Origin of the sequence: Humibacillus sp. DSM 29435, assembly GCF_001758225.1 — a bacterium.
Lineage (GTDB): Bacteria > Actinomycetota > Actinomycetes > Actinomycetales > Dermatophilaceae > DSM-29435.
On the sequence record NZ_MAST01000045.1, the window covers coordinates 40,581 to 66,521 of the forward strand.

Annotated in this window: 17 protein-coding genes and 1 pseudogene; 16 read left to right on the forward strand and 2 right to left on the reverse strand. The window is 68.2% G+C overall.

The annotated features are described in order from the left end of the window. Positions 1-62: 62 nt before the first annotated feature. From BA895_RS18285 to BA895_RS18360, 16 genes and pseudogenes are all read left to right on the forward strand, one after another. Entirely contained in the window at positions 63-617 is a 555-nt protein-coding gene (locus BA895_RS18285; protein ID WP_070193327.1) for an NADH-quinone oxidoreductase subunit B family protein, read from the forward strand. Beyond that, positions 614-1,411, forward strand: a complete 798-nt coding sequence (locus BA895_RS18290; RefSeq protein WP_070193328.1) for an NADH-quinone oxidoreductase subunit C — start codon at positions 614-616, stop codon at positions 1,409-1,411. The genes BA895_RS18285 and BA895_RS18290 overlap by 4 nt, the downstream gene beginning before the upstream one ends. Then, positions 1,411-2,826 carry an NADH-quinone oxidoreductase subunit D gene (locus tag BA895_RS18295; RefSeq protein WP_070193329.1) on the forward strand — a complete coding sequence of 472 codons (1,416 nt, stop codon included), beginning with the start codon at positions 1,411-1,413 and terminating at the stop codon, positions 2,824-2,826. The genes BA895_RS18290 and BA895_RS18295 overlap by 1 nt, the downstream gene beginning before the upstream one ends. 118 nt (positions 2,827-2,944) lie before the next feature. Next, positions 2,945-3,775, forward strand: a pseudogene (nuoE, locus tag BA895_RS24985) (NADH-quinone oxidoreductase subunit NuoE); the annotation flags it as partial. Positions 3,776-4,290: 515 nt separating this feature from the next. After that, the gene (nuoF, locus tag BA895_RS18305) at positions 4,291-5,643 is read left to right on the forward strand and encodes an NADH-quinone oxidoreductase subunit NuoF (protein WP_070193330.1); all 1,353 of its coding nucleotides are present in this window, start codon (positions 4,291-4,293) and stop codon (positions 5,641-5,643) included. Then, positions 5,640-8,159, forward strand: coding sequence for an NADH-quinone oxidoreductase subunit G (locus BA895_RS18310; RefSeq protein WP_070193331.1), 2,520 nt, complete (start codon positions 5,640-5,642; stop codon positions 8,157-8,159). The genes nuoF and BA895_RS18310 overlap by 4 nt, the downstream gene beginning before the upstream one ends. A 26-nt stretch (positions 8,160-8,185) precedes the next feature. Continuing rightward, entirely contained in the window at positions 8,186-9,628 is a 1,443-nt protein-coding gene (gene nuoH, locus BA895_RS18315) for an NADH-quinone oxidoreductase subunit NuoH (protein ID WP_070193502.1), read from the forward strand. Beyond that, positions 9,621-10,424, forward strand: coding sequence for an NADH-quinone oxidoreductase subunit NuoI (gene nuoI / locus BA895_RS18320; protein WP_083283527.1), 804 nt, complete (start codon positions 9,621-9,623; stop codon positions 10,422-10,424). Before nuoH ends, nuoI begins: the two co-directional genes overlap by 8 nt. Further along, positions 10,421-11,209 (forward strand): NADH-quinone oxidoreductase subunit J, encoded by a 789-nt coding sequence (locus BA895_RS18325; protein ID WP_070193332.1) that lies wholly within the window; start codon positions 10,421-10,423, stop codon positions 11,207-11,209. The genes nuoI and BA895_RS18325 overlap by 4 nt, the downstream gene beginning before the upstream one ends. Then, complete coding sequence (gene nuoK / locus BA895_RS18330) at positions 11,206-11,505, forward strand: NADH-quinone oxidoreductase subunit NuoK (protein ID WP_070193333.1); 300 nt, start codon at positions 11,206-11,208, stop codon at positions 11,503-11,505. Before BA895_RS18325 ends, nuoK begins: the two co-directional genes overlap by 4 nt. A gap of 12 nt (positions 11,506-11,517) precedes the next feature. Continuing rightward, the gene (gene nuoL / locus BA895_RS18335; protein ID WP_083283528.1) at positions 11,518-13,512 is read left to right on the forward strand and encodes an NADH-quinone oxidoreductase subunit L; all 1,995 of its coding nucleotides are present in this window, start codon (positions 11,518-11,520) and stop codon (positions 13,510-13,512) included. 8 nt (positions 13,513-13,520) lie between these two features. Beyond that, positions 13,521-15,128, forward strand: coding sequence for an NADH-quinone oxidoreductase subunit M (locus BA895_RS18340; RefSeq protein ID WP_070193503.1), 1,608 nt, complete (start codon positions 13,521-13,523; stop codon positions 15,126-15,128). After that, complete coding sequence (gene nuoN, locus BA895_RS18345) at positions 15,125-16,747, forward strand: NADH-quinone oxidoreductase subunit NuoN (RefSeq protein ID WP_070193335.1); 1,623 nt, start codon at positions 15,125-15,127, stop codon at positions 16,745-16,747. The genes BA895_RS18340 and nuoN overlap by 4 nt, the downstream gene beginning before the upstream one ends. 22 nt (positions 16,748-16,769) lie before the next feature. Then, positions 16,770-17,789: a polyprenyl synthetase family protein gene (locus tag BA895_RS18350; RefSeq protein WP_070193336.1), complete on the forward strand. Its 1,020-nt coding sequence runs from the start codon at positions 16,770-16,772 to the stop codon at positions 17,787-17,789. Between the two features lie 31 nt (positions 17,790-17,820). Next, positions 17,821-18,993 (forward strand): alanine racemase, encoded by a 1,173-nt coding sequence (locus BA895_RS18355; RefSeq protein ID WP_070193504.1) that lies wholly within the window; start codon positions 17,821-17,823, stop codon positions 18,991-18,993. After that, positions 18,986-20,305 (forward strand): D-arabinono-1,4-lactone oxidase, encoded by a 1,320-nt coding sequence (locus tag BA895_RS18360; protein ID WP_070193337.1) that lies wholly within the window; start codon positions 18,986-18,988, stop codon positions 20,303-20,305. The genes BA895_RS18355 and BA895_RS18360 overlap by 8 nt, the downstream gene beginning before the upstream one ends. Before the next feature lie 262 nt (positions 20,306-20,567). Here the strand turns inward: BA895_RS18360 and BA895_RS18365 are convergent, their stop codons facing one another. Both BA895_RS18365 and BA895_RS18370 read right to left on the reverse strand, forming a co-directional pair. Further along, positions 20,568-21,983 carry an aspartate ammonia-lyase gene (locus BA895_RS18365; RefSeq protein WP_070193505.1) on the reverse strand — a complete coding sequence of 472 codons (1,416 nt, stop codon included), beginning with the start codon at positions 21,981-21,983 and terminating at the stop codon, positions 20,568-20,570. A 246-nt stretch (positions 21,984-22,229) separates the two neighbouring features. Beyond that, positions 22,230-25,868: a PKD domain-containing protein gene (locus tag BA895_RS18370; RefSeq protein WP_070193338.1), complete on the reverse strand. Its 3,639-nt coding sequence runs from the start codon at positions 25,866-25,868 to the stop codon at positions 22,230-22,232. Positions 25,869-25,941: the final 73 nt, after the last annotated feature.

A 25,941-nucleotide genomic window follows, 5' to 3' on the forward strand; every position in this document is an offset into this window, starting at 1 on the left:
GTAGCCAACAGCGCGTCGTGACCACGATCGCCAAGTACGTCGCAAAGAACGAGGAGTAGAAGATGGGTCTCGAGGAGAAGCTGCCCGCCGGATTCATGCTGTCGACGGTCGAAGGACTGGCCGGCTACATGCGCAAGGCCTCGATCTGGCCGGCCACGTTCGGGCTCGCGTGCTGTGCGATCGAGATGATGGCGGTCGGCACCCCCGACTACGACATCGCCCGCTTCGGCATGGAGCGGTTCGCGGCCACCCCCCGCCAAGCCGACCTGATGATCGTGGCGGGCCGCGTCAGTCAGAAGATGGCCCCGGTCGTGCGCCAGGTCTACGACCAGATGGCCAACCCGAAGTGGGTCATCTCGATGGGGGTGTGTGCGAGCTCGGGCGGAATGTTCAACAACTACGCGATCGTGCAGGGGGTCGACCACATCATCCCGGTCGACATCTACCTGCCCGGCTGTCCGCCACGCCCGCAGATGCTGCTCAACGCAATCATCGAGCTGCACCACCAGATCGAGTCGACGCCGCTCGGCGTCAACAAGGTCAAGGCGGCCAAGGCTGCCGAAGCGGCCGCGCTGGTGGCCACCCCGACGCACCAGATGAAGGGTCTGCTGGCATGACCGAGGGTGAACAGAAGACGCCTGCCGAAGGCAAGGACCAGGGTTCCGGCCTCTCGCCGCACGAGCTGGCCATGAGCGCCGGATCGGCCGACTCCGAGGCCACCGCCGTCGTCAACCCCGGTGCCAGCGAGCCGAAGGTCGTCGGGATGCGCCGCGGTTCGTTCGGCGCGACGCAGGGCGGTGACACCTCGGGCTACGGCGGGCTGCGCCGCCCGATCCTCATCGCCGGCTCCACCGAACGTCCCTACGGCAGCTACTTCGACGCACTCGCCGATGACCTGGAACGTGGCCTCGTCGGCGGCACGGCCTCCTTCGCAGAGGCCATCGACGCCGTTGTGGTCGATCGCGGCGAGATGACGATCACGGTGAATCGCGAGCACCTCGTCGCCGTGGCCCAGGTGCTGCGCGACGACCCCAGGCTGCGTTTCGAGATCTGCACGGGCGTCTCCGGGGTGCACTACCCGAACCGCGTGGGTGAAGAGCTGCACGCGGTCTACCACTTTCTGTCGATCACCAACCACGGCAAGCGCGTTCGCGTCGAGGTCTCGTGCCCCGAAGACGACCGCCACATCCCGTCGATCGTCTCGGTCTACCCCGCCAACGACTGGCACGAACGGGAGACCTGGGACATGTTCGGGATCGAGTTCGACGGCCATCCGGCTCTGACTCGGATCCTCATGCCCGACGACTGGCCGGGCCACCCGCAACGCAAGGACTACCCCCTCGGCGGCATCCCCGTCGAGTACAAGGGCGCAACGGTTCCGCCGCCCGACCAGCGGAGGTCGTACAACTGATGAGCACGCACACCGAAGACCCGACCGATCTTGGCGACAACTGCGACGTCGTCGCCGCCGAACAGGCGCCGAACGACCCCTACGCAGGGTCGTCGGCCGACGACGGGCTGGAGGGCGTTCACGTTCTCAACGCCTCCGGTGGCGACTGGGACGACCTCGTCGACGAGGCCACCTCGCTTCAGCAGGAGCGCATCGTCGTCAACATGGGGCCGCAGCACCCGTCGACCCACGGCGTGCTCCGGCTCATCCTCGAGCTCGACGGCGAGACCGTCACCGAGGCCCGCGCCGGCATCGGCTACCTGCACACCGGCATCGAGAAGAACATGGAGTTCCGCACATGGGTGCAGGGCGTCACGTTCTGCACGCGCATGGACTACCTCACGCCGATGTTCCAGGAGACCGCCTACTGCCTGGCGATCGAGAAGCTGCTCGGTATCACCGACCAGATCCCCGAGCGGGCCAGCGTCATCCGGGTGCTGATGATGGAGATGACGCGCATCAGCAGTCACCTCATCGCCCTCGGCACCGGTGGCATGGAGATGGGCGCGACGACCGTGATGACGGTCGGCTTCCGCGAACGTGAGCGGCTGCTGCGCGTGATCGAGATGATCACCGGTCTGCGCATGAACAACGCGTACATCCGCCCCGGCGGGGTCGCCCAGGACCTGCCGCCCGGTGCCATCGACGCGCTGCGCGAGATGGTGCCGGAGGTGCGTCGTGGGCTGGCCGAGCTCGAAGCCCTGCTCAACGAGAACCCCATCGTCAAGGGCCGCATGGTCGACGTGGGCATCCTCGACCTCGCGGGCTGCATGGCGTTGGGGATCACCGGCCCGGTGCTGCGCTCGACCGGGCTGCCGCACGACCTGCGCAAGTTCGACCCCTACTGCGGCTACGAGACCTACGACTTCGAGGTCAAGACGCGAACGAGCATGGACGCCTACGGGCGCCTGCGCATCCGCATCGACGAGATGTACGAGTCGCTCCGGCTGGTCGAGCAGTGCAGCGACCGCCTCCAGGCCAGCGAGGGCGAGCAGGGCGGCATCATGGTCGAGGACAAGAAGATCGCCTGGCCCGCACAGCTGGCGCTCGGCGGCGACGGCCTGGGCAACAGCCTCGACCACATCCGCGAGATCATGGGCACCTCGATGGAGTCGCTGATCCACCACTTCAAGCTCGTCACCGAGGGCTTCCGCGTGCCGGCCGGTCAGGCCTACGTCGCGGTGGAGTCACCCAAGGGCGAGCTGGGCTGCCACCTCGTCTCCGACGGCGGCACGCGGCCCTACCGGGCGCACTTCCGCGACCCGAGCTTCAACAACCTGCAGGCCGTGGCCGCGATGTGTGAAGGCGCCCAGATCGCCGACGTCATCGTCGCGGTGGCATCGATCGACCCGGTGATGGGTGGGGTCGACCGATGAGCGCGGTAGCGCGTGAGGATCGCAGTGAGCGCCAGCGCGCAAGCACCGGAGGGTGCGTTGTCGCGCGACCGGAGAGCGCGATGACGAGTTCAGCCGGGGCACGAGAGGACGACCAGGTATGAGCGGGCACGACATGACAGCGTCGGGGTTTCTGCACGTCGACGCGGAGTCGAAGGCTCCCTACGCCGCCGACGTGCTGGCCACGCTGGCCGATGAGGCGGCCGTGGTGATCGCGCGCTACCCGCAGAAGCGGTCGGCGTTGCTGCCGCTGCTGCACCTGGTGCAGTCGGTCGACGGCTACGTCACAGGCCGCGGGGTCACCTTCTGCGCCGAGCAGCTCGATCTCACCGAGGCCGAGGTGAGCGGTGTCGCGACCTTCTACACGCAGTACAAGCGCCACCCGAACGGCGAGTACACCGTCGGCGTCTGCACCAACACCCTCTGCGCCGTCATGGGCGGCGACCAGATCTTCGAACGCGTCTCCGAGCACCTCGGGGTCGGACACGACGAGACGACCGAAGACGGCAAGGTCACGCTCGAGCGCATCGAGTGCAACGCCGCCTGCGACTACGCCCCGGTCGTCATGGCCAACTGGGAGTTCTTCGACAACCAGACACCCGAGAGCACGATGGCGCTCGTCGACGACCTGCGCGCCGGTGCGACGGCCAAGCCGACCCGAGGCGCCGACAGTGTCGTGAGCTTCAAGGCGATGTCGCGCGTGCTCGCCGGCTTCAACGACGGCCGAGGCGGAGAGGGTGTGGGCGCCGGCCCGGCCTCCCTGTTGGGGCTGCGCATCGCCAAGGAGCGCGACTGGGTGGCGCCGGGGGAGCGTCACCGCGACGGCAGCGTGGCGGGCGAGCCCACCTCCGACACTACGGAGGGGCCCACCGAGTCAGTCACCGAGTCAGCCGCCGAGCCAGCCACCCAGACTTCTTCGCAGGCCAGCACCCCACCGGATGCCGCTCCCGCCGCAGCCCCAGACGGGGCCCCTGCCGGGGCGGAGGACGCCGGCCCGACAGCAGCCGAGGAGACCGGCGCTGCCGGCCCGAGCCGCGAGGCGGGACGCAGCGACAGCGAGCCCGCAACGAAGCCCGTCGACGAGCCCATTGACGAGTCTGTTGACCAGCCCTCTGCCCCGGCTGCAGAGGCTGACGAGGCGGAGGCGGCGACCACGAGTCGTGACTCGCTCATCACCGGGATGCCGGCCTGGAACCCCGACGCTGCGCCCGCAGCGGATGCTCCTGGCTACGCCGACCCCCACGAAGCCGACGAAGCCGACGAGCGCACGGTGCGTCGCGCCGACCTGCAGGCCGACCCACCGGTCGACCACCAAGAGACCGACGAAGCGGACGCCGCTACTGTGCGCCGTTCCAGCCTGAAGCCGGAGCCCCTCCCGGGCCTCGGTGCGAGCAGCGACGACCGCCCCGACTCCGATCATGGCGGCGCCGACGGGAAGGACGCCCGATGACCGACACCCTGACTCCGATCCTGACGAAGTTCTGGGACGAGCCGCAGTCGTGGACGCTCGAGACCTATGAGCGTTACGACGGCTACAAGGCACTGCACAAAGCGCTCGAGATGGAGCCGTTGGCGGTGCTGAACGCCGTCAAGGACTCCAATATCCGCGGACGCGGCGGCGCCGGCTTCCCGACCGGCATGAAGTGGTCGTTCATGAGCCCGCCCGACGGCGGCCCCCGCTACCTCGTCGTCAACGCCGACGAGTCAGAACCGGGGACCTGCAAGGACACCCCGCTCATGATGGCCAACCCACACTCGCTCATCGAGGGGGTGGCCATCTCTTCGTACGCCATCGGGTGCGAGCACGCGTTCATCTACCTGCGCGGCGAGCTGGTCCACGTCTACCGTCGGCTCCTCGATGCGGTCGACGAGGCCCGGGCGGCCGGCTACCTCGGCGACGACGTCGGCGGCAAGGGTCTGAAGATCGAGATCACCGTTCACGCCGGTGCCGGCGCCTACATCTGTGGTGAGGAGACGGCGCTGCTCGACTCGCTCGAGGGCCGCCGTGGCCAGCCGCGCCTCAAGCCGCCGTTCCCCGGGGCCGCTGGCCTCTACGCGCGGCCCACGTCGGTCAACAACGTGGAGTCCATCGCCTCTGTGCCGGGGATCATCCTCGAGGGTGCCGACTGGTTCAAGGGAATGGGCACCGAGAAGTCGACCGGCTTCGGCATCTTCAGCCTCTCCGGCCACGTGGCCAACCCGGGACAGTTCGAGGCTCCGCTCGGTATCACCATGCGTGAGCTGATCGACCTCGCCGGAGGAATGCGCCAAGGTCACCTGCTGAAGTTCTGGACCCCGGGCGGCAGCTCGACGCCGATCTTCACCGACGAGCACCTCGACGTGCCGCTCGACTTCGACGCGGTCGCCGCCGCCGGGTCGATGCTCGGCACCCGCGCCCTGCAGGTCTTCGACGAGACCGTGTCCGTGGTGCGCGCCGTGGCGCGGTGGACCGACTTCTACGCCCACGAGTCGTGCGGAAAGTGCACTCCGTGCCGTGAGGGCACCTGGTGGTTGCGTCAGATCATGGAACGCATCGAGAACGGTGAGGGCACCCAGGACGACATCGACAAGCTGCTCGACATCTGCGACAACATCCTGGGGCGCAGCTTCTGCGCCCTGGGCGACGCGGCGACCAGCCCGATCACCTCGGCGATCCAGTACTTCCGTGAGGAGTTCGAGGCCGGCATGCACACCCCCGCCCACGTGCTCTTCCCGCCCGAGAAGTCGGTGCTCTTCGACATCGCGCCTTCGAGTTCCAGGGACTCCACCGGAATGGCCAGTGGGATGGTGACCGCATGACCGTCACGAGCTCACCGACGCCTGGCGGCAAGGCCGTCGACCACGGCGGCGACGCGCAGCCCCCGTCCCGTCCCGATGACGTCACCCTGAGCATCGACGGCGTCGAGGTGAGCGTTCCGAAGGGAACGCTGGTCATCCGCGCAGCCGAGACCGTCGGCATCGAGATCCCGCGGTTCTGCGACCACCCGCTCCTCGAGCCTGTGGGCGCCTGCCGACAGTGCCTGGTCGAGGTGGCCATGCCCGACCGCGACGGGAACGTCCGGCCGATGCCGAAGCCACAGGCGTCGTGCACCATGGCGGTCTCGCCCGGCATGGTCGTGAAGACCCAGAACACCTCGGCGGTGGCTGACAAGGCGCAGCACGGCCAGATGGAGTTCCTGCTGATCAACCACCCCCTCGACTGCCCGGTGTGCGACAAGGGTGGCGAGTGCCCGCTGCAGAACCAGGCGATGAGCAACGGGCGGGCCGTCTCGCGCTTCGACGACGTCAAACGCACCTACCCCAAGCCGATCAACATCAGCTCGCAGGTGCTGCTCGACCGGGAGCGGTGCATCCTCTGCGCTCGGTGCACGCGTTTCTCCGACCAGATCGCCGGTGACCCGTTCATCGCCCTCGTCGAGCGTGGTGCCCTCCAGCAGATCGGCATCTACGAGGAGAAGCCCTTCGAGAGCTACTTCTCGGGCAACACGGTGCAGATCTGCCCGGTCGGGGCTCTCACGGGCGCGGCCTACCGGTTCCGCTCGCGGCCCTTCGACCTCGTGTCGACGCCATCGGTCTGCGAGCACTGTGCGAGTGGGTGCTCGATGCGCACCGACCACCGTCGCGGCCTGGTGCTGCGCCGGATGGCGGCTCTCGACAACGACGTGAACGAGGAGTGGAACTGCGACAAGGGCCGCTGGGCCTTCACCTACGCCACCCAGCCCGACCGCATCGAGCTGCCGATGGTGCGTGACGCCGACGGCGAGCTCAAGGTCGTGGGCTGGCCCGAGGCTCTGGCGGCCGCGGCCGCCGGGCTGTCGCGCGCCTCAGCGGCCGGCGTACTCGTCGGTGGACGGGTCAGCGCCGAAGACGCCTACGCCTACGGAAAGTTCGCGCGAGTAGTGCTCGGTACCAACGACATCGACTTCCGCGCGCGTCCGCACTCGCTCGAGGAGGTCGACTTCCTCGCCACGCACGTCGTGGCGACCGGCCCGGCCGCCAGTGCCACCGGCGCCGAGCGCGGCTCGGTGACCTACGCCGACCTCGAGGCGGCGAAGACGGTGCTGCTCGTCGGTTTCGAGCCCGAGGACGAGAGCCCGATCGTCTTCCTGCGGCTGCGCAAGGCCTTCCGCAACCACCAGACCAAGATCTTCTCGGTCGGGTCGGTCCCGACCTGGGGCCTGAGCAAGATGGGCGGCGCCCTGATCCCCGCTCTCCCTGGCCACGAGGCCGACGTGCTCGTCGACCTGACCTCCACCGACCTCGGTCGGGCGGCCGATGAGGGTCTCGGCGAGGGCGGCATCGTGCTCGTCGGTGAGCGTCTGGCCACCTCTCCGGGGGCCCTGTCTGCGGCTGCCGACCTCGCGGCCGCCAAGGGCGCCCGCCTCGCGTGGGTGCCTCGCCGGGCCGGAGAGCGCGGCGCTCTCGAGTCGGGCGCCCTCGGCTCGCTGCTTCCCGGCGGACGACCGGTCTCTGACCAGGTCGCTCGTGGCGAGGTGGCGGGGGTGTGGGAGGTCGCGAGCCTGCCCGACACCCCGGCCCGAGACACGGCCGGCATCATCGAAGCGGCTGTCACCGGCGAGATCGACGCGCTCGTGGTCGGTGGAGTCGACCCGGGTGACATCGGGTCGGCGCACTCCATGGCCGCTCTCGAGCGGGCGTTCGTCGTCTCCCTCGAGCTGCGCGAGTCGCCGGTCACCGCGGTCGCCGATGTGGTGCTCCCGGTTGCGGCCCAGGCCGAGAAGGTCGGATCGTACGTCAACTGGGAAGGCCGCGTGCGCGAGTTCGAGCAGGCCGTGACCAGCAACGCGGTCAGTGACTACCGCGCTCTCGACATGCTCGCCAACGAGATGGGCTTCTTCCTCGAAACCCGCACCCAGCGTGAGATCCGCGCTCAGTTCGAGGCGCTCGGTGCCTGGGAAGGTCACCACCACGTCGTCCTCGACACGGCGAGCCTGCGGGCCGCCAAGGCCGTCGTCGTCAGCGATGTCGCTCGCGGTGAGTACCTGCTCGAGACGTGGCCCACGCTGCTCGATGCCGGCCGGATGCAGGACGGTGAGCCGTTCCTGGCCGGCACCGCGCCACGGGCCGTGGCCCGGTTGTCTCCCGTCAGCGCGGCTGCACTGCAGGTGGCCGACGACGAGTTCGTCACCGTGAACGGCCCGGCTGGGCGTGTCGCGCTGCCTGTGGCCGTCACCGAAGGCATGCTCGACGGTGTCGTCTGGCTGCCCACGAACGCCAAGGAGTGTGCGGTGCGCACCAGTCTCGGAGCCGATGCCGGTCATGTGGTCACCGTCACGAAGGGAGGATCGGCATGAGCCTGCACCTGCTCGTCGACCAGGCGATGACTGCCCACCCGGCGGCATCCGCCCTGGTGACAGCCCTGCCCGCCGCCACCGAGAACCCGTCGGCCGACTTCAGCGACACCCCGTGGTGGCTGGCCCTGCTCAAGGCGGTGGCCGTCTTCGTCTACCTCCTCGTGTCAACCCTGCTCGTCATCTGGTTCGAGCGCCGCGTGATCGGTCGGATGCAGCAGCGTCCGGGCCCGAACCGCAATGGCCCCTTCGGGCTGCTGCAGACCCTGGCCGACGGCGCGAAGTCGATGCTCAAGGAGGACATCACTCCCGACAAGGCCGACAAGCTCATCTACACCCTGGCGCCGCTCATCACGGCGACCATGGCGTTCGTCGCCTTCTCGATCATCCCGCTCGGTGGCACGGTGTCGATCTTCGGCCACACGACCCCGCTCCAGGTGACCGATGTGCCGGTGTCGGTGCTGCTCGTGCTCGCCGTCGCGTCGGTGGGCATCTACGGAGTCGTGCTGGCCGGTTGGAGCTCCGGCTCCACCTACCCACTGCTCGGTGGGCTGCGGGCCACCGCCCAGATGATCTCCTACGAGATCGCCATGGGCCTCTCGCTCGTCGCGATCTTCCTCTACAGCGGATCCATGTCGACCTCGCAGATCGTGGCGGCGCAGAGCTCGCTCTGGTACATCGCGCCGGCGTTCTTCAGCTTCGCCGTCTACGTGATCACCATGGTCGGCGAGACCAACCGACTGCCCTTCGACCTGGCCGAGGGAGAGGGCGAGCTGACCGGCGGGTTCCACACCGAGTACTCCTCGATGCGCTTCGCCATGTTCTTCCTCGGTGAGTACGTCAACATGTTCACCGTGTCGGCCCTGGCCACCACGATGTTCCTCGGCGGCTGGAAGGCGCCACCGTTCATCGCCGCCATCAACGACGGCATGTTCAACGGGGGCTGGTGGGGTCTGCTGTGGTTCACGGGCAAGATGTGGAGCTTCCTGTTCGTCTTCGTCTGGCTGCGTGGCTCGCTGCCTCGAACGCGGTACGACCAGTTCATGCGCTTCGGATGGAAGTTCCTCATCCCGATCACGCTCGCCTGGGTCGTGGCGGTTGCGTTCATCCGTGGAGCCCAGCTCGGCTTCCTCGGTGACAGCCGCATCCAGCTCTTCGGCCGGTTCGAGATCGGCGTCGCCACGCTCACCATCGTGGGAGTGGTGGCCGTCATCGCCCTCGCGGGGGCGTGGATCTGGGACGACAAGCGCGCGGCCCGGCTCGAGGCGGCCGACGTGGCCCCTCCCGACGAGATCGACCCGTTCGCGGGTGGCTACCCCGTGCCGCCACTCCCGGGCCAGCGCCTGCGTGAGCCCGGCAGCCAACCCGGCACCCTCATCGAGACCGCACCGGGCTCCAAAGAGCCGGTGCTCTCGGGCAGTAGTTCTACCGGCGGCGGCACCACCGTCGTCAAGGAGGAAACCCATGGCTGACGACACCGCCGGCTCATCCGGCAAGGACGTCCAGAAGAGCGACCCGGGCGGCTTTCAGCGCGACGACAACGCGCCTCCGGGGCTGTTCGCCTCGGTCGCCGGGTTCGGAGTGTCGTTCTCGACGATGTTCCGCAAGGTCGCCACCGAGGAGTATCCCGAGAAGCCCCGCCCCACGGCGCCGCGCTTCCACGGTCGACACCAGCTGAACCGGCATCCGGATGGGCTCGAGAGGTGCATCGGCTGTGAGCTCTGCGCCTGGGCCTGCCCTGCTGACGCCATCTTCGTCGAGGGCGCCGACAACGACGACACGCCGGTCGAGCAGGGCGGAACCGGCCGGTTCTCGCCTGGCGAGCGCTACGGCCGCGTCTACCAGATCAACTACCTGCGCTGCATCTTCTGCGGGCTCTGCATCGAGGCGTGCCCGACGCGAGCCCTGACGATGACGAACTTCTACGAGCTCGCCGACAACGACCGTGGAAAGCTCATCTTCACCAAGGACCAGCTGCTTGCGCCCCTGCAGGAGGGCATGCTGCCGCCGCCCTTCCCGATGGCCGAGGGTCTCGAGGAGCGGGACTACTACCAGGGCAAGGTGGCCAGCGCCACCGATGGCCAGCGTGAGTACGTCGACGCCCACGCCGCTGACCTGGCGGGCGACGCCGATGGCGCCTTCGGTGGGCAGAGCGACGGCAACCCCGACGCACCCGGTAACGTCGGCGCGCACGCACCCGGCCGACACGACGTGTCGCACACCGAGAACCCGACCGCAGCCAACACCAGAGAGGGGGCCGGCCTGTGACCTCCACCGCCGAAGCCGTCGGCTTCTGGCTGCTCGCGCCCCTCGCGGTCGTCGCCTCGCTGGGGCTGCTCTTCGCCCGCAAGGCCGTTCACGCCGCGATGAGCATCGCGCTCGTCATGATCATCATCGGCATCTTCTACATCATGCAGAAGGCCGACTTCCTCGGCGTGGTTCAGGTGTTCGTCTACACCGGCGCCGTGATGATGCTCTTCCTGTTCGTGCTCATGCTGGTCGGTGTCGACTCCTCCGACTCGATCGTCGAGACGATCAAGGGGCAACGCTGGGCCTCGCTCGTGCTGGTCGTCGGGCTTGCCGGTGTGCTGTTGTCGACGATCGGTTCCGCCGTCTTCGACGAGCAGAAGGTGCAGGCCGGCCTCGACAAGCTGGTCGCGACCAACACCGAGACGGGCAACATCACGGGCATGGCCGAGCTGATCTTCGGCCCCTACGTGTGGATCTTCGAGGTCACCTCGGCCCTGCTCATCACCGCCGCCCTCGGCGCGATGGTGCTCGCCCACCGCGAGCGCCTCAGCCCCAAGGTGACCCAGGCCCAGTGGGCTGCGCGGCGCATCAAGGACAACAAGAACGTGGCCGGTCTTCCCGCCCCCGGCGTGTACGCGCGCCACAACGCGGTCGACACCCCGGCCCTGCTGCCCGACGGCAGCCCGAGCGACCTGTCGGTCTCGCGTGTGCTCGTCGCCCGTGACCAGGTGGCCACGACCGACGGGATCAGAGACGTCGAGAGACACCTCGAGCGCGAGATCGAGGAGGGCAGCGCCCGATGAACCCCATGTACTACGTCTATCTGTCCATCCTGCTGTTCTCGGTGGGCGCGGCCACGGTTCTGCTCCGTCGCAACGCGATCATCGTCTTCATGGGAGTCGAGCTGATGCTCAACGCCTCCAACCTCTCGCTCGTGACCTTCTCGCGGATGTACGGCCAGCTCGACGGACAGGTGATGGCCCTGTTCATCATGGTCGTGGCCGCCGCCGAGGTCGTCGTGGGGCTCGCCATCATCATGGCGATCTTCCGTGCCCGCCGGTCGGCCTCGGTCGACGACGCCAACCTGCTGAAGCTGTAAGGAGCGCCGGGCATGCAATCTGGCATGGAGACACTGGCCACACTGGCCAACGGGGCGGGCACGTATGCCGCCGGAGTCGTGACCCACGACGGTGAGGCGCACGCCGCCACGGGTTTCACCTCGTACGCGTGGCTGCTCGTCGCGCTGCCCCTCGTGGGCGCAGCCGTGCTGCTGCTCGGGGGCCGCCGCACCGACAAGTTCGGGCCGCTGCTCGCTACGGCGCTCTCGTGGGGCGCCTTCCTGGTCGGGGCGATCCTGTTCATCGGGATGCTCGGCCGCGACGACGGCGACCGACCCAAGAGCGTGCACCTGTTCGACTGGGTGGCCGGAGGCTCGTTCAACGTCAGCGCCGGCATGCTGCTCGACCAGCTCTCGCTGGTCTTCGTGCTGCTCATCACCTTCGTCGGGTCGCTGATCCACGTCTACTCCCTCGGCTACATGGAGCACGACCCCGACAAGCGGCGGTTCTTCGCCTACCTCAACCTCTTCGTGGCCGCGATGCTGCTGCTCGTGCTGGCCGACAGCTACCTGCTTCTCTACGTCGGCTGGGAAGGCGTCGGGCTTGCCTCCTACCTGCTCATCGGCTTCTGGCACTACAACCCCGCGTTCGCCACGGCCGGTAACAAGGCCTTCGTCATGAACCGGGTCGGTGACCTGGGTCTGTCGATCGGCATCTTCATCATGTTCTTCCACTTCGGCGGCGTCGACTTCTCGACCGTCTTCGCCGGGGCCGAGGCCGTCAACGGTGTCAACCAGGGGTTCATGACCGCCATCGGGCTGATGCTGCTGCTCGCCGCCTGCGGCAAGTCGGCGCAGTTCCCGCTGCAGGCCTGGCTCGGTGACGCCATGGCCGGCCCGACACCGGTGTCGGCACTGATCCACGCGGCGACCATGGTCACCGCCGGTGTCTACCTCGTGGTGCGCTCGGCCCCGATCTTCGAGGCGACGCCCGACGCCCAGACGGTCGTGGTCATCGTGGGCGCCATCACCCTGCTCTTCGGGGCCATCGTCGGCTGCGCCAAGGACGACATCAAGAAGGCACTGGCCGCCTCGACGATGAGCCAGATCGGGTACATGATGCTGGCGGCCGGGCTCGGCCCGGTCGGCTACGCCTTCGCGATCGCCCACCTGCTCACCCACGGCTTCTTCAAGGCCGGGATGTTCCTCGGCGCCGGTTCGGTCATGCACGCCATGGACAACCAGGTCGACATGCGGCGGTTCGGCGGACTGTTCTCATTGACCAAGATCACCGCCGTCACCTTCGGGGTCGGCTGGCTGGCCATCATCGGTTTCCCGGGGCTGTCCGGCTTCTTCACCAAGGACAAGATCATCGAGGCCGCCTTCATCGGGGTGGGTTGGCGCCCGTGGGTCTTCGGCTTGGCCGCCCTCATCGGTGCGGGTGTCACCGCGTTCTACATGTCGCGGCTCTACTTCATGACCTTCCTCGGCAAGAAGCGATGGACCGACGACGTTCACCCGCACGAGTCGCCGCTCACCATGACGATCCCCATGATGGTGCTCTCGCTCGGCTCGGGGTTCCTCGGTCTTCTGCTCGTTCCGACCGGCTTCATCACGGGCTGGCTCAACCCGGCTTTCGGTATCGCCGAGACCGCCGAGGAGCACCCGGTGGTGGCGCCCATCATCATTACGCTGGTCACGCTCCTGCTGATCGTGGCCGGTGTGGGGTTGGCGTACCTGCGCTACATCCGAGACGACGTTCCTGTGCTCGCGCCGACCGGCAGCCTGGTCACCCAGGCCGCCCGCCAGGACCTCTACCAAGACCAGATCAACGAGGGACTCTTCATGCGGCCCGGTGTCCACCTGACCCGATCGCTCGTCTTTGCCGACAGCAAGGGGGTCGACGGCGCGGCCGGCGGCCTCGCGGCCATGATCGGCGGCAGCTCCTCCCGGCTGCGCAAGCTGCAGAACGGTTTCGCACGCTCGTACGCCCTGACGATGCTCGCCGGTGTCGTTGCCATCCTCGGTGCACTGTGGGTGATTTCCTGATGACCGAAATGTCCTCCGTCCCCTGGCTGACGATCATGGGCCTGATCCCCCTCGTGGGCTCGCTCGTGGTCGCCTTCGCCCCGGGTTCGGCGCTCATGGCCAAACGCCTGGCGCTCGGGTTCTCGCTGGCCACGCTCGTCGTCGGCATCGTCGCGGCGCTCCAGTTCCAGATCAACTCGCCCAAGCAGTTTCAGCTGGGGGAGCAGGCCTCCTGGATCCCTCAGTTCGGCGTCAGCTACTCGCTCGGCGTCGACGGCATCGCGCTCGTGCTCATCCTCATGTCCCTCGTGCTGACCCCGATCTGCCTGATCGCGGCCTGGAACGACGTGGAGGAGGAGACGGCGGAGGCGGGCGGGGCTCGTAACGTGAAGACCTACTTCGCGCTCCTGCTGGTGCTCGAGACGTTCATGGTCGGCGTGTTCGCCGCCACCGACGTCTTCCTGTTCTACGCCTTCTTCGAGGCGATGCTCATCCCGATCTACTTCCTGATCGGCCGCTTCGGCGGGGCCCGTCGCCAGTACGCCGCCATGAAGTTCCTGCTCTTCTCGTTGGCCGGCGGGCTCGTCATGCTCGTTGCGGTCATCGCCCTCTACCTGCAGGGCCCCGGTGGCAGTGACGGCTTCCTCATCGAGCGTCTGACCGGTCTGTCCATGGATCCCACCACCGAACGGCTGCTCTTCGTCGGCTTCTTCGTCGCCTTCGCCATCAAGGCGCCGATGGTGCCGTTCCACACCTGGCTGCCGGATGCCGCCACCGAGTCGACCCCAGCGACGGCCACGTTGCTCGTCGGGGTGCTCGACAAGGTCGGCACCTTCGGGATGATCCGCTTCTGCCTGCAGCTCTTCCCCGAGGCGAGCCACTGGGCCACCCCGGTCGTGGTGGTGCTCGCGGTCGTCTCCGTGATCTACGGGGCCCTGCTCGCTATCGGGCAGACCGACATGATGCGACTGATCTCCTACACCTCGGTGAGCCACTTCGGCTTCATCGTGCTGGGCATCTTCGCGTTCACCAACGTCGGCAGTGCGGGGTCGACCCTCTACATGGTCAACCACGGCTTCTCGACCGCTGCGCTGTTCCTGTTCGCGGCCATGCTCGTGCACCGCAGGGGCAGCAAACGCATCCCCGACTACGGTGGCTGGCAGAGTGTCACGCCCGCCCTCGGCGGCATCTTCCTGATCGCTGCCATGTCGGCCCTGGCGCTACCAGGACTCTCGACCTTCGTCTCCGAGTTCCTTGTGCTCGTCGGCACTTTCCCGACCCGGCCGGCTGCTGCGGTGATCGCCACGTCGGGCATCATCCTGGCCGCGCTCTACATGCTGCTGATGTATAAGAAGATCATGACCGGACCGCCACCCGGCGACCTGATCGGTGAACGGGCTCTGGCCCGTCTCACGGCTGAGGAACAGGCGCAGCCCGAGCATGCCCGCCGGTCACTGGTGCGCGACCTCTCAACGCGCGAGAAGCTGCTGGCGACCCCGCTCATCGCGGTCATCCTCGTACTCGGCTTCTACCCGAACCTGGCCCTGAACCCCATCAACCCGGCCGTCGACAAGTCGCTGTCGCACGTGCTCACGCCTGCCGCCGGCAACGCCGCGGCCGAAGGGAGCTCGAAGTGACTTCCGTTGCCCCGCAGGGGTTGCCGGCTGTCTTTCAGCAGTCGACCATCGACTATCTGGCGATCCTGCCGCTGCTGATCGTCTTCGGCGTGGCCATCGTCGGGGTGCTCGTCGAGGCGTTCGTTCCTCGAGACCGACGTCACATGGTGCAGGCCGGTCTCGCAGTCGTCGGGCTGCTCGCCGCGTTCGTGGCCGTCATCGTGGCCGCGAAACATCAGGGCCTGACCATGGGGATCACCGACGGAGCCAGTGACCGTCGCCTCTTCGCACTCGCCATCGACGGCCCGGCGCTGTTCATGCAGGGCACGATCCTGCTGCTCGGAGTGCTCGGCGTGCTGACGATGGCCGAGCGTCTCGGCGGTGTCGGGCCCGATGCGTTCACCCCGAGTGGTGCCTCGACGCCGGGGTCGCCGTTCGAGACGAACGCCTCCCGGGCGGGCGCCCTCACCTCCGAGGTGTTCCCGCTGACGATGTTCGCGATCTTCGGGATGATCCTCTTTCCCACGACCAACGACCTCATCGGCATGTTCGTCGCTCTCGAGGTACTCTCGCTTCCGCTCTACATCCTCAGCGGTCTGGCCCGCCGGCGGCGACTGCTGTCGCAGGAGGCGTCGCTCAAGTACTTCCTCCTCGGAGCGTTCAGCTCGGCGTTCTTCCTGTTCGGCAGCGCGCTGCTCTACGGCTACTCCGGCTCCTTCGTGCTCGGCGACATCAGCAAGGCGATCTCGACGGGCCCGATCGAGATGAACGGTCTACTCGTTCCGGGGGCGTTCCTCGTCTTCGTGGGGCTGCTCTTCAAGGTGGCGGCCGTTCCCTTCCACGCGTGGACTCCAGACGTCTACCAGGGCGCCCCGACCCCCGTGACGGGGTTCATGGCGGCCTGCACCAAGGCCGCAGCCTTCGGCGCCATCCTTCGTCTGGCGTACGTGGGTCTCGACACCGGGCGGTGGGAATGGACCAATGCCCTGGTGGTCATCGCCCTGCTCACCATGGTCGTCGGGTCGGTGCTGTCGGTGACGCAGACCGACATGAAGCGACTGCTGGCCTACTCCTCGATCGCCCACGCAGGCTTCGTGCTGGTCGGGGTGCTCGCCTTCGACAGCAAGGGCGTCGGGGCGGTGCTCTTCTACGTGGCCACCTACGGCTTCGCGATCATCGCCGCCTTCGCCATCATCTCCCTGGTCCGCCAGAACGGCGGTGAGGCCACCCACCTGTCGCAGTGGGCGGGACTGGGCAAGCGCTACCCGCTCGTGGCGGGGGCGTTCGCCTTCCTGATGCTCGCCTTCGCGGGTATTCCGGCCACCTCGGGCTTCATGGCGAAGTTCGCGGTGTTCTCGGCTGCGGTCGGAACCGGAGGGGCCACCGGCACGGTACTGGTGGTCGTCGGTGTGCTGTGCAGTGCCATCACCGTGTTCGTCTACGCTCGCGTCATCGTGCTGATGTACTTCGGTGACCCACCCGGCGACACCGGAGACGCCGCCAACGCGGTCGAGGTGGTGGTTCCTTCGGTCACCACCACGTTCTCCATCGCCATCGGCACCGTGATCACCCTCGCGCTCGGGGTGGTGCCGTCGGCTCTGCTCGACCTCGCCGACCGGGCCTCCCAGTTCGTGCGTTGACGCACGCCGGCCCAGGTACTCGATGACGACGCACGCCACTCCGGCCGTTCTGGCCGTGCCCGGGGCCAGCCCGCGGCTGACGGCGCGGCTACAGGACGGGCTGGGCCAGGTCGACGCGCTGCTGCGGGAGGTCGTCGACCACGACGACCCCTTCATCGCCGGAGCGTCGGCCCACCTCGTGGAAGCGGGAGGCAAACGGTTCCGTCCGTTGCTCACCCTGCTGGCCGCGGAGGTCGGTGAAGGCATCAACGAGCAGGTCGTGCGTGCTGCCGCCGGTGTCGAGCTGACCCACCTTGCCTCGCTCTACCACGACGACGTCATGGACGAGGCAAGCGTTCGTCGAGGGGTCGTCTCGGTCAACCGGGCCTACGACAACTCGACGGCGATCCTGGTGGGCGACCTGCTCTTCGGCAAGGCGTCCGAACTGGTGGCGGGTCTCGGAGCCGAGGCGGTGCTCATCCAGGCGCAGGCGTTCGTGCGGCTGTGCTCGGGCCAGATCCGCGATGACCGGCCGTGCCCGGAGGGCGTGGACCCGGTCGACTACTACCTCGACGTGCTGGCCGACAAGACGGGCGTGCTCATCTCGACCGCCGGCCGCTACGGCACCATGTTCAGCGGAGCCTCGCCGCAGACCGTCGAGATCCTGCGTGGCTACGGCGAGAAGGTCGGCATCGCCTTCCAGCTGGCTGACGACCTCATCGACGTGTCCTCAGACGCCGAAGAGATGGGCAAGGAGCCGGGAACCGACCTGCGTGAGGGTGTCGACACGCTCGTGGTGCTGCGGGCCAAGCAGATCGCCGACCCGTCGGTGCCGGCGGACGCCCGCCTGCTCGAGCTGCTGGGCAGCGACCTCAGTGACGACGATGACGGCCTCGCCGAGGCCCTGTCGCTGCTCCGCTCCCACCGCGCCTTCACCCTGGCCACCGAGGAGACCGAAGGGGTGGCCCGCGAAGCCCAGGCCCTGCTGGACCCCCTTCCCGACAGTGACGCCAAGGCCGCGCTGCGCAGCCTGGCCCTGTCGGTCGTGCAACGCACTGGTTGACCTGACGCGGAGCATGCGTAAGGTGCGGAACATGTCCTCTGGCGCCACCGGGTCGGTGGCGGGTCGTCTCAACAGGGCCACGGCCCTGCTGCCGGCACCCCTGGCCGTGGTCGACCTCGATGCCTTCGACCGCAACGCCGACACGTTGGTCGGGCGAGCGCACGGCCATCCGATCCGGGTGGCCACCAAGTCGCTGCGCAGCCGCCCTCTCATCGAGCGAGCCTTGGGCCGTGCGGGTTTCGAGGGGTTGATGTGCTACTCGGTGCGCGAGGCCCTCTGGTGGGCCCGGTCGGGGCACGACAACATCATGGTGGCCTACCCGAGTGTCGACGTCGCGGCGCTCACGACTCTGGCCGGTGACCACGCCCTGACGACCGCTGTGACGGTGATGATCGACAGCGTCGAACACGTCGACTTCCTTGCTCGCGAGGTCGCGGGCCATGAGGGTCTGCGGGTCGCGGTCGACGTCGATGCCTCGTTGCGCGTTGCCGGGGCCCATCTCGGCGTGCGCCGCTCACCGACGCGAACACCCGGCGAGGTCGAGACCGTCATCAGACGAGCGCTCGAACGTGGCCTGCACGTGGTCGGGTTGATGTTCTACGACGCCCAGATCGCCGGGCTGCCCGACTCGTCGATCGCCGTGCGTCGGGTGAAGGCCTGGTCTGACCGAGATCTTCGCGACCGACGCACGCAGGTGGTCAGCGCAGCGCGGGCACTCACCCGGCTCGACTTCGTCAACGGGGGCGGCACCGGCAGCCTCGAGGTCACCGGAAAGGACCCGTCGCTGACCGAGCTGGCTGCGGGTTCGGGCCTCTATGCCCCAACCCTCTTCGACGGCTACGACGGCCTTGACCTCGTGCCGGCCGCCTTCTTCGCGACGCCGGTCGTGCGTCGACCCGCCGAAGGCGTGGTCACGACCTACGGCGGTGGCTATGTCGCCTCCGGCCCACCCGGATGGTCCCGGGTGGCCACACCGGTCGACGGTCAGGGCCTCGCCCTGACCAAGACCGAGGGAACCGGCGAGGTGCAGACCCCGCTGCGGGGCAGGGCCGGCGACCAGCTGTCGCTCGGCGACCGGGTCTGGTTCCGCCACGCCAAGGCCGGCGAGCTGGCCGAACGGTTCACCGACTTCGCCCTGCTGCGCGGTGACGAGGTCGTCGGAACCGCGTCCACCTATCGCGGTGAAGGACAGTGCTTTGGCTGAGCAGAGTCGTGGGGTCGACTGGAGCAACTGGGCCGGCACCGAACGGGCCCGGCTCGCGAGTCTGGCGCGCGTGCGCACCGAGGCGGAGGTGGTGGCGGCGGTGCGGCAGGCGGGTCGGCAAGGCCGACGGGTCAAGGCGATCGGGGCCGGCCACTCGTTCACGGGGGTGGCGGTCACCGACGGGGTGGGGCTTGAGCTCGGTGCGTTGTCGGGTGTCACGACCATCGACCCCACGCGCGGCGAGGTCACCGTGCGGGCCGGCACGCCGTTGCGGGTGCTCAGCGACGAGCTCGAGCAGCTCGGCCTGGCGTTGCCCAACCTGGGTGACATCGACGAGCAGAGTCTGGCCGGGGCAACGGCCACCGGAACGCACGGCACCGGGCTCGGGCTACCCGGCCTCTCGGCGGGAATCCGGGGCCTGCGGATCGTGCTGGCCGACGGTTCGGTCGTCGAGTGCTCGGAGACGGTCGAACCCGACCTGTTCCAGGCTGCCCGGTTGGGGCTCGGAGCCCTTGGCGTCGTGACCGAGCTGACGGTGGCGGTGGTGCCCGCCTTCCTGCTCCACGCCGTCGAGAGACCCGAGCCGATGAGCGAGCTGCTCGGTCACCTCGACGAGATCGCCGAGGCCAACGACCACTTCGAGTTCTACTGGTTCCCGCACACCGACCGCGCCCTGACGAAGCGGAACAACCGGGTTGCTGCGGGCACGGCGGCGGTTCCCCGGAAAGCGTGGCGACGCCGTCTCGACGACGATCTGCTGAGCAACAGGGTGTTCGAGCTGACCAACCGGGTTGCGACCAGTCTGCCGCGAACGACCAAGGGCATCAACGCCGTCGCCGCTCGGGCACTGAGCGCGAGGCAGTTCACCGAACGGTCGCATCAGGTGTTCGTGTCGTCCCGCAAGGTGCGGTTCGTGGAGTCGGAGTGGTCCTTTCCCCGGCACGCTCTGCGCGACGTGCTGCTCGAGCTGCGCGACTGGGTCGACACCCACGACGAGCGGATCTCCTTCCCGGTCGAGTGCCGGGTGGCGGCCGCTGACGACGTGTGGCTCTCGACCGCTCATGAACGCGAGAGCTGTTACGTGGCCATCCACCAGTACCACCGCCAGGTGCGCCGCGACTACTTCGCCGCGTTCGAGGCGATCGCGACCAACCATCATGGTCGGCCGCACTGGGGCAAGATCCACACCCGGGATGCCGCCTACCTGCAGGCCGCCTACCCACGTTTCGACGCCTTCGTGGCGGTGCGCGACTGGGTCGACCCGCAGCGACGGTTCGACAACCCCTACCTGCGCCGCGTTCTGGGCCCCTGACCCGCCGCCTCTGCCCACGCCGGCGGCAATGGACCGTATCAGCGGGCCGAGGCCGCCCTCCTAGGTGCAGCAGTAGTCACGAAGGAGGGCATCATGATCGACCTGACGCAGTGTCCCGAGTGCGGGGCACCAGCCGAGATTCAGGACCGGAGCGTGCTCGAGAGCACCGACGGTCCGTTCGAGCATGTGCGGGTGGTGTGTGTGCGCCGGCACTGGTTCCTGATGCCCGTGGAGGGCCTCAGCCCCGGTCGGCCGGTGGTTTTCAGCCTGCCGGCCGCGTCATCGAGAGCACGTCGAGGGCCTCGTCGAGCTGTTGCTCGGTGAGGGCTCCGCTCTCGAGGTGACCGTGCTCGATGACGACCTCGCGGATGGTGCGTCGCTCCTTGACCGCCTGTTTCACGACCGCGGAGGCCGCCTCGTATCCGATGTAGCGGTTGAGCGGGGTGACGATGCTCGGTGAGCTCTCGGCCAGCTCACGCGCGTGGTCGACCTCGGCCGTGATGCCGTCGACGCAGCGGTCGGCCAGCAGCCGTGCGCACGATGCGAGCAGGGTGATCGACTCGAGCACGTTCTTGGCCAGCACCGGCAGCATGACGTTGAGCTCGAAGTTGCCGGCCGCGCCGGCCGTGGTGATGGTGACGTCGTTGCCGATCACCTGGGCGCAGGCCATCAGGGTTGCCTCGGCGATCACGGGGTTGACCTTGCCCGGCATGATGCTCGACCCGGGCTGCAGGTCGGGAAGGTGGATCTCGCCGAGCCCGGTGCGAGGGCCGGAGCTCATCCAGCGCAGGTCGTTGCAGATCTTGGTCAGGCTCACAGCCACCACCTTGATCGCGCCCGAGAGCTCGACCACGGCATCCTGGGCCGACTGCGCCTCGAAGTGGTCGCTCGCCTCGCGGAAGTCGGTGCCGGTCACCGATGAGACCTTCGCGATGACCGCCGCCGCGAACCCCGGGGCGGCATTGAGCCCGGTACCGGCCGCGGTACCGCCGAGAGGTAGCTCGCGGGTGGCGTCGGCGGCGGCCCGCACGCGGGCTGCGCCCAGCTCGACCTGTCGACGGTAGCCGCCGAACTCCTGACCGAGGGTCACCGGTACGGCATCCATCAGGTGGGTACGCCCGGCCTTGACGACGTCGGCGAACTCGGTCTGCTTGCTCGCCAGCGACCCGGCCAGGTGGTCGAGGGCCGGGGCGAGGTCGTCGAGGGCGGCCAGGGTGGCCGCGATGCGCAGGGCGCTGGGGAAGGTGTCGTTGCTCGACTGGCCGGCATTGACGTGGTCGTTGGGGTGCACCTGCAGGTCGGTGGCGAGGTGGGCGAGCCGGGCCACGACCTCGTTGACGTTCATGTTCGTCGAGGTGCCGGACCCGGTCTGGAACACGTCGATCGGGAACTGGTCGTCGTGCTCGCCGTCGGCCACCTCTGAGGCGGCGGCGGCGATGGCCCGCGCCAGGTCGGGCGCGACCACCCCCAGCTCGCTGTTGACCTCGGCCGCGGCGGCCTTGAGCCGAGCCAGCGCATGCACGACGCCGGGCGGCACCGGCATCCCGCTGATGGGGAAGTTCTCGACCGCCCGGGCGGTCTGGGCCCCCCACAGGGCTGCGGCGGGAACCTGCACCTCACCCATCGAGTCGTGCTCGGTACGGAACTGGGGCTGCGCCGACGCGGCTTGCTCGCTCATGCCCCCATCATGCCTCGCGGCGCCGGCCAGGATCACCTCGGGCATGGGGCAGTCGGAGGCCGTGAAACGGGGAAGCGTTATCGCTGTGTCCGGGTGCCGTGGCCCAGACCACATCGGCGGGAGTGGCCCGATGCCGTCAGAACCGTCGCCTGCTCCGTGACGGCACAGACGCGAGCAGGGGCCCTGCGGATCGACGAGCTTCTACGATCCGCAAGGCCCCTGACTAAGTCAGCCCACTCAGCCCACTCAGCCCACCGTCACCGTCTTCGTGCTCGTCGAGAACTTGCCCCAGCCGTCGGTCGTCGTGAGCGTCACCGTGTAGGTGCCGCTCGCGGCGTACGTGTGGTTGGGCGCCGAGGAGGTGCTCTGCGCGGTGAGGTCACCGAAGTCCCAAGCGTAGGTGAAGGTGTCACCGGTGTTGGGGTCTGCCGAGGTCGCGCCGCTGAAGTTGCACACGAGCGCCTGGCAGTTCGGCGGGGAGATGACGGCGGTCGGCGCCTGGTTGCCGGCCGGTTCGGTGATGGTGACCGGCAGGGTCGTCGTCGCCGTGGCGTTGTACTCGTCCTTGACGGTGAGGGTCACCGTGAAGGCGCCCGGCGTCGAGTACGAGTACGTGGGCAGCGGCCCGGAGCCGGTGCGCCCGTTGCCGTAGTTCCACGAGTACGTCAGTGTCGAGACGTTCTCGTCGGTCGAGCCGCGAGCGTCGAACGAGCAGACGTTCGCCGAGCAGGAGCCCGTGGCGCTGGCCACCGGCGGCTGGTTGCTCGGCTGGGTGACCGTCACGTTGACGTCGGGGTTGACCAGCGGGTACTGGCCGTGGTTGTCGACCGGCCGCACGCGCACCTTGTAGGAGCCGGCCGGCAGCACCGGCGAGGTGAACGAGTACTGCGAGCCGGGGGTCCCCGGGCTGGTGAGGAACGCCGTGACGTAGCGCTCACCGGTGCTGAACGAGCCGGAGCTGTTCATGAACTGACCGAGGCTGTTGGAGATCCCCACATCGAGCCGGGCCATCGCCACGTCGTCGAAGGCGCGTCCGCTGACGAAGATCCGGCCGTCGGTGAACGACGACCCCTCGACGGGCTGCCGGAGCGTGTCGCTGAGGTAGGGGTCCGCGTCGCCGGGGAACACGAGGTAGCGCGCGGTGGCGCCGCTCGTCGACTGGTCCTGCTGGCCGACGGTGTCGACGGCGTAGGCCGTGACGCCGAAGTTGCCGGAGGCCGGAAGGTCGACCGGCAGCGTCCACGTCGTGCTGGTGCCGCCGGGCGTGGCGAGGTTCGCGTTGAGGGTGGCGAAGTTCGCCGCCATCGTGCCGTTGGGCTGGACGTACCGCCGGGTCTCGCTGTCCTGGAGCGAGACCTTGACGGCGCTGACGCCCACGTCGTCGGTCGCAGTGCCGGAGAGGTCGAGGTGGAGGGCCTCCAGGGACTGGTCGGTGCCGGTGAAGTCCAGCAGTCCGTTCGGGAACGCGTCGCCGTCCACCTGGGCGGTGATCGTGAGGCGGCCCTGGTTGCTGCCGGACGTGCTCAGGTCGAGGTTGTCGGTAGCGCGGACACTGAAGCTGTAGGTACCCGGTTTCAACGTGAACGGCGTCGTCCAGCTCCAGTTGTAGGTGGCCGCGTTGAGGTTGACCGGAGAGACTCGGAAGTTGCCTGCGACCACGTCGCGGCCCCAGGTTCCGTCAGACGCGAGCGCCTCACCAGTTGTGCTGTTGCGCAACGAGATCTCGACGCTCTTGAGCTGCTGGTCGTCGCTCGCCGTGCCGGCGAAGGTCATCGTGCCGCCGGGCGTCACGGTCACCGGGAACGCGCTGGTCGGCGGCGTCTGTGCCACCGGCGAGGTGATCGTCACCGTCGGTGCCACACCCGAGCTCGTGACGTTGAAGTCCCGGATACCGCTGCGCAGGTCCTGCTGCCCGGCGGTGTCGATGGCCGTGGCGGCCACTCGCCATACGCCCTCGTGGGGGACCGTCACGTCGTAGCGCCACGTGGTGCTCGTCGCGTCTGCGGTGTCGGGGTCGATGCTGAAGCTGGCGAAGTTCGACGACAGGGTGCCGTCCGCCTGAAGGTAGTTGAGGTTCTCGTCGCGGATCCACATCGAGATGCGCCGCACACCGTGGTCGTCCTGGGCGCTACCGGTGACCGTGAAGCTCGTGGAGCTGATGATCGAGCCGGACGGACCGGTGACCGAGGTCGTCGGGGTCTGGTCGTCGAAGCTGAAGGTCTCGAACTTCTTGACGTCCTTGACCGGGTCGCTCGTACCGTTGGTTCCGAACGCCTTGGCCATGACCTGCAGCTGACGGCTGCCGGTGAAGGTCAACGTCACCGACCACGGGGTCACTCCACCGGAGGGGGTGCCGAGGGTGGCGTAGACGTTGTTGTTGGTCGAGCGCCAGGTGACCAGGTCGTCCTGGAGGAACTGCTTGGAGCTCCGGTCCTGGATCTCCACCTGGACCCGCTTGATCGCCGAGGCCGACTTGGCGGTACCGGTGATCGTGACGGACTGCCCCGCCGTGAACACCCTTCCCTGGATCGGCTCGGTGACCGTCGTGTCGGTCGGGGTCGCCGCCGGAAGGGTCCGGAGGTCGAAGAAGGCGACCCGACCGGTCTTCAGCCCGCCCTGGAGCATGCCGTCACCGCCGGTGAGGATGCCGTTGGGCGTGGCCAGCATGGCCTTGTTGCCCTCGAAGGAGTTGGAGCCGGGGTTCCACTCGACCGCCTTGCCGGTGGCCGGGTCGAGGGCGCCGAGGTGGTCGCGCCGAACGACGGCGTCACCGAGGGCGTAGCCGGAGAGGCCCTGACCGTTGCCGTAGCCCACGTTGTCCAGACCCGGCCAGGGGTCGGGCGAGGTCGGCGACTCGTTCCAGTTGAAGTGTCCGCCGATGTAGACGGCCTGCTCGGTGATGGCGACCGAGTAGATCGAGTCGAACGAGCGCTGCACCCACAGCGGCTGCGTCATGTCGCCGCCGGCGATGGGGAAGGCCACCGCGGTGTCGCTGATCGGGGGACGGTCGCCGCCATCGGCACTGGACACGACGAAGTACTGGTCGTTGGGGGCGATGTCGCCGCCGTAGAGGCGTTGGATCCCGCCGACGAACGGCAGGTTCTCGTCCCACAGCCGGGTCCGCCAGGGCAGCAGCGACTTGGTCGCGGTGTCGATGAGACCGACGCCGTAGCGGTCCTGGCCCGCGATCTGCCGAGCCGTGTGCACGACGAGCAGCTTGGCGTTGTCGTGCGTCAGCTTGAGCATGTGCACGGTGAGGGTGCCGTTGACGCCGATGCCGCCGCTCAGCTGGTTGTTGAAGCCGGTGTCGACGGCGCCGGTTGCGCCGTTGACGGCGGCCAGTCCGACCATGGGCACGTTGTTGATCGTCTTGAACCGCCCACCGACGTACAGCGTGGAGTTGGTCGCCGCGAGGGCGTCGACCGAGGAGTTCGGGGTGGCGGTGAAGGAGGTGACCGGCGCACCGGTCGTGGGGTTGAGCAGCGCGATGTTCTTCTTGCTCACACCGTTGATCGTCTTGAACGCACCGGCGATGTAGAGCTTCGTGCCGTCGGGTGACACCTCGACCGTGTTGACCTGGCCGCCGGCGATGGTGGGGCGGAAGGAGGTGTCGATCAGGCCGGTGTCGAGGTTGTAGGCCGCCAGCGACTTCTGGTTGACGACCGCACCGTTGCCCGTCGTGTTCTGCAAGGACGTGAAGGTGCCGGCGATGAAGACCCGGTTGCCGATGTAGGCCATGTCGAAGATCTCACCGGAGCTGATGCGTGGCGTGTCCTTGCGGGGGGTCTGCGGCGCGAGCGTCGTGTGCTGTGGAACCGGTTGGCCCACCCCTGGTTGCGCAGCCTGGGCCACCGGGGTCACGAGGAGGGCACCTCCAAGCGCCATGGCAACGGATGTGACACCTACTCCTATATCGCGCAAAACCCTCATCGCTACCGACTTCCCGACTTTTCGGTCG